The organism is Mycobacterium sp. (genome assembly GCF_032159765.1).
Classification (GTDB): domain Bacteria; phylum Actinomycetota; class Actinomycetes; order Mycobacteriales; family Mycobacteriaceae; genus Mycobacterium.
Genome location: NZ_JAVHWM010000070.1, coordinates 1 through 4,922, shown reverse-complemented (window position 1 = coordinate 4,922; position 4,922 = coordinate 1). Strand labels below are relative to the sequence as shown.

The window sequence follows — 4,922 nt, the reverse complement described above, 5'->3', positions numbered from 1 at the left end:
CCGCGTTCAGCACATTGCTGGCCCCCGACGGGGTGGCGTACATCAGCTACAACGTCTATCCGGGCTGGAAGTCCAAGGAGATCGTGCGCGATGCCATGCTCCTGGCCAGCGGCCCCAGCACGACTCCCGAGGAGAAGGCGCGCAGCGCGCGTCGCATGGTCGACTTCCTGGAGGAAGTCGCGCCGGCGCACACCCCGCTGGCGAGTGCCGTGGCCGAATTCCGGGCCCGCGACTACGGTTTCGGAGATTCCTACCTTCTGCACGACGAACTCGAGAAGTTCAACCTGCCGTGCTACTTCGTCGACCTGCTGCAGCGGGCTGGCGGGCACGGTCTCGCCTTCCTGGCGGAAGCCCGGCCGGAGGTCATGTTCCCGGGCAACTACGGTCCCAAGGTCGCCCAGCACGTGCTCGAGCAGTGCAACGGCGTGCAAATGCTCGTGGAGCAGTACCTGGATTTCGTGGTCGATCGCGCTTTCCGTGAGACGCTGCTCGTGCACGTTGACCGGACACCGCTGATCCGCTACAACATCGACCGAAGTCGTTACGACAGCATGTATTTCGCCGCATTCGTGCCACCTGTCGACGGGCCGACCCGACTCGACACCTCCCGTCAGGGATACGCCGCGCCGGGCGGGGCAACGCTGTTCGCGGACGATCCCGGCCACAAGTCCGCGTTCGACGCGCTGACGGCCCGCTCACCGTGGACGATGTCGCGACAAGAGCTGCTGGACGCGGTGCGGGCGCGGCTCGCATCGGCCGGTGTCAGCGCAGGTGAGAACCTGCCGGAGCGCATCGACCACCTCCTCGAAGTCCTGGTCTTTCAGGGACAGGTGCGGTGCCGGCTCGATCCCGTGTTGCCCGAGGTCGCTACCACGCCACTGCGTGTGGGCGAACCATACAGGCGCACAGCGCAATTCACGCTCGGAGAAAGCGCAGCCTACACCTTCAACCTCTGGCACGAGACGGTAGCGTTGTCGCCGCTGGACGCACAGGTTATGCCACTTCTGGACGGCACACGAGACCGCGCCGCACTGGTGGAGGAAATGCTGGCGATCGCCCGTTCAGGTCTGATCCGGATCGAACTCGACGGCACGCTCGTGACGGACGAGTCGGATCTGCGCGAAGTCCTGGGACAGTTCGTCGACGCGATGCCGGAGCGGCTGGAGGAGATGAAGCTGCTGCGCGTCAGCGACCCCGAGTAGCCGGGTCGGATGTCATTGTCCCAAAAAGTCCTTGGTCAGTTTGAGCACGCGGTTATTTCCGCTGTCGACGACGTATAGGTCGCCTTTGACGTCCAGCGCGATGCCGGTCGGATTGTTGAGGCCGGCGAACGGCAGGACGCCTTCGGTGGTGGTCTTGGTTGAGGAGTCGGTCGTCAGTTTGACGACCCGGTTGTTACCGCCATCGGTGACGTAGACAACGCTGTAGGTCGCCGCAACGCCGTGCGGGTTGTTCAGTCCGGTGAAGGCCAGCACGGTCTGGGTGTTGTTGGTACCCGTCAGTTGAAGCACCCGGTTGTTGCCTGTGTCAACAACATAGGAGGCCTGGCAGGAGGGCCCACACGTCACCCCGTCCGGCTTGTTGAGGCCGGTGAAGGGCACCACCTGAGGGGCGTTCGTTTGGCTGGTGTACTTGAGTACCCGATTGTTGCCACTGTCGGAGACCCAGAAGTTGGGGTAGTCGTCAGAGAACACGCCGAGGGGGGCCTTCACGTCGGTAAAAGGCCCCGTCCACTCGGTGGTGGAGACGGCCTGCCAAGGCGGAGCCGCGGTTTTGGTTTGGGCCTGTGGCCACATCACCCGAGTGCTGTCACCTGCGCTGACGAACACAAGGCCTTCTCGGCCGATCGCCACTTCCTGCAGGTTGTTGAGGCCGGTGAAAGGCACCACGGTCTGCGTGTAGGAATCTGCCGCCAGTTTCACCACGCGGTTGTTGCCAGTGTCGGAGACATACACGCCGCCCTGGGTATCCACCGACACGGCGACAGGGTGGGTCAGGCCAGTGAAGGGCAGCGCCACGGCTGATCCGGTGGGCGGTGCCGACGTGGTAGTCGACCCCGAGGCGGGTGTGCTGCTCGTCGTTGCTGACGCGCCCGCCGTCCCTGAGGCAGGTGTCGACGCGGACGCACCTGCGCTTCCTGAGGCACTCGTCGTCGCTTTGGCACTACTAGATGAACTGGAACCGCCGCCCCCGCAGGCAGCGGTCATGGCGCTCACAGCGACGACCGCGAAGACGCTCGTGAGACCTTTGGCATGAGAGGCACTACGCCGAGGAGTCATTGCTGCACAATATTCTTTCCGACTGCTGAATGTCGTCGATCATCGAAGCTGTGAGTACGTAGTAATCGCACCGACAGACTGCACCGCTCCGTATGCTCGGCGTACCCGATGAGGTCGCTACAAGGAATCCGCAATGAAGGTGTTCGTCAGCTACTCCCGCAATGACGAACGTGCGGTGTCGTCGCTGGTGAGCGACCTGAGGCGAGCGCGCATCGACGCGTGGATCGACGAGGAACTGAGCGGCGGTGATGCCTGGTGGTCCGCGATACTCGCACAGATTCGCGGCTGCGACGTCTTCCTCTTCGCGCTGTCGGAACGGTCCCTGTACTCCAAGCCGTGCCGCGCCGAATTGGGCTACGCGCAGGACCTCAAGTTGCCGATCCTACCGGTGCAGGTCGGGGAAGTGTCGAGTTACCGAGCCGATCCCCTCTTCAGCAGGCAACTGATCGACTACCGAAATCCCACGGGCGCAGCAGGTTTCGCATTGATGGGGGCGCTCAACCAGCACGCAGACCAACGCGCTGAGCTGCCAGATCCCCTGCCGGCCACGCCGCCCATACCCTACGAATACCTGCAGCGACTGGGCGCACAGGTTCACGACCCCGCAGCGCTCACCCCGCCGATGCAGGCCCAGATGCTTTTTGAGTTACGCAACGCTCTACACGAAGAGCACGACGAAACCGCGGTCGAGGACATTCGCAGGCAGCTGGCGGCGTTGCGGCGACGTTCGGACGTCACGTACGCAATCGCGAGCGAGATCGACGCCATCCTCGGCGCCAAGTCACCAGTGCGGGCGCCGGTTGATCCAGCGCCCCCCAGACCAAGGGCGCCCGCCCGGAACGGACGATCGGGCGGCGATGCAGCGCCGCAGGTGGCACGCCCGCGCCGAAAACTGAAGTGGCCGTTGATCGCCGGTGTTGTTGCAGTTGTTGCGGTCGCATGCATCATCGGATACCTCCTGCTGCCCGGCCAGACACCTCAATCCCCCACAGCGAATCCGGGTGATAGTTCAGGGTCAACCCAAGAACCTGGATCGTCATCGGGGCCAACCACGCCCGGTGTTTCTGATCTCAACAGCCCTGACGGTGTCGCGGTCGACAGCGATGGCAATGTCTACGTCGTCGATGCAGGTAATAAACAATTGCTCAAGCTGCCATCGGGAGCGGGTCATCCGGGCCCGCTGCCGGCGTTCGCAGGCCTGGACACGCCCGGCGGAGTCGCGGTCGACGCCAGCCGCACCGTTTACGTCACCGACGGCAAGAACAATCAGGTGCTGAAAGCGGAGGCTGACGCAACCAGTGCAACCGTCGTGCGGATCAACGGGCTCAACAGCCCTCGCGCCGTAGCGGTGGACTCCGCCGACAACCTCTACCTGACCGACGGGTCCAACCACGTCCTGAAAGTGCCGGCCGGCGCAGCCGACACGAAGGAACTCTCGTTCGGTGGCCTCAGCAGTCCCCACGGGGTGGCGGTTGACGGAAAGGGCACCATCTACGTCGCCGACACCGGCAACAACCGGGTGCTGAAGCTGACGGCTGATGCCCAGTCCGCTACGCCCGTGTCCGGCAACCTCAATAGCCCCGAGGGCCTGGCCGTCGACTCGGCAGGGAACCTCTACGTCGCCGACACCGGCAACAGTCGGGTGGTGAAAGTGGCTGGGGGCTCGGGCGACCAGAGCGTGCTGCCATTCAAGGGCCTGAACCACCCTGCAGCTGTAGCGGTCGGCGCGGGAAACACCGTCTGGGTTGCCGACACAGGCAACAACCGGGTGGTGTCGCTGCCCACCAGGTGAGACTTGGAATGCGCTGTCACACTGCGATGTTGGTAGACCGTACGATACCCATGTGCAGCTAGCTGGCAGGTGGACGGGTGTACACTCAGTTCCGGTTCTCGTTGGCTGACAACGGGATTGATCGTGTTGGCCGTAACTCCTCCGATCCGCGACGCTACAGATTACCGGGACGGCGTCAGCCGGTGCGCGATCTGAAAGACGTTGCCATACGGGTCTTTCACCATCGCAGGCCTGTCACCGTACGGCGTCGTCGCCGGCGCCTCTAGGGTTTCGGCGCCTGCGTTGACAGCACGGTCATACGATTCGTCCGCGTCGGCCAAATAGATATAGAGGAATGCGGGGAAGACGTCGCGCTCTCCGACCTGCGTCACCATGACAAGTGAATCGCCGATCCGGATCTCCGCAGGCCGCCCCTCCACGATGTCGCCGGTAGCATCGAACACCGTGCGAAGGAACGACACTGCACCCGCCACATCGTCGACGACGATGCGCGGCGTCACGGTGTGATAGCCCTCGGGCGCGGGGCGATCGGCCGCCATAGATCAGAGCATCTCACGACTTCGCCACGACCCGTGCGGCGCGGGTATGGATGCACCATACCGTCAAGGCTTGCGGAAGTAGATCACCACATGGTCGAACAATTGCGTATCGTGGTGCTGGACGGCAATCCCGATTTCTATCTGCGTGAACCCTTCTGCCGCAGCCCATTCCGCGGTCTTAGGCTGGCGCGCAGCATACATCAAGGCATCCTCGTGGGACATGTTGTTCGGTTTGTTTCTTGCCGTGATGTAAGCAAGGTTGAAGGCGTCGAGGTTGTCGCCCTCGCCCCAATTGCTCTTGATCGCCTTCAC

General features: G+C 63.4%; 6 protein-coding genes. 3 read left to right on the top strand and 3 right to left on the bottom strand.

Annotated features, from left to right (window positions below; genetic code table 11):
- Positions 1 to 1,202 (top strand): methyltransferase regulatory domain-containing protein (locus QOH60_RS08330; protein WP_526419026.1); only part of this gene is annotated, 1,202 nt, incomplete at its 5' end.
- Between the two features lie 12 nt (positions 1,203 to 1,214).
- Here QOH60_RS08330 and QOH60_RS08325 read toward each other — a convergent pair.
- Positions 1,215 to 1,979: an NHL repeat-containing protein gene (locus tag QOH60_RS08325; RefSeq protein WP_526419024.1), complete on the bottom strand. Its 765-nt coding sequence runs from the start codon at positions 1,977 to 1,979 to the stop codon at positions 1,215 to 1,217.
- Positions 1,980 to 2,001: 22 nt separating this feature from the next.
- Here QOH60_RS08325 and QOH60_RS08320 point away from each other — a divergent pair, with 22 nt between their 5' ends.
- Together QOH60_RS08320 and QOH60_RS08315 are read left to right on the top strand one after the other, a co-directional pair.
- The gene (locus tag QOH60_RS08320) at positions 2,002 to 2,256 is read left to right on the top strand and encodes a hypothetical protein (RefSeq protein WP_526419022.1); all 255 of its coding nucleotides are present in this window, start codon (positions 2,002 to 2,004) and stop codon (positions 2,254 to 2,256) included.
- A 156-nt stretch (positions 2,257 to 2,412) separates the two neighbouring features.
- Positions 2,413 to 4,071 (top strand): TIR domain-containing protein, encoded by a 1,659-nt coding sequence (locus QOH60_RS08315; protein WP_526419018.1) that lies wholly within the window; start codon positions 2,413 to 2,415, stop codon positions 4,069 to 4,071.
- A 161-nt stretch (positions 4,072 to 4,232) separates the two neighbouring features.
- On the opposite strand, the gene QOH60_RS08310 is transcribed toward QOH60_RS08315, so the two are convergent.
- Positions 4,233 to 4,610, bottom strand: a complete 378-nt coding sequence (locus QOH60_RS08310) for a VOC family protein (protein WP_526419016.1) — start codon at positions 4,608 to 4,610, stop codon at positions 4,233 to 4,235.
- A gap of 63 nt (positions 4,611 to 4,673) precedes the next feature.
- Positions 4,674 to 4,922, bottom strand: a 249-nt coding sequence (locus tag QOH60_RS08305; protein WP_526419014.1) for a hypothetical protein, incomplete at its 5' end; no start/stop codon positions are given.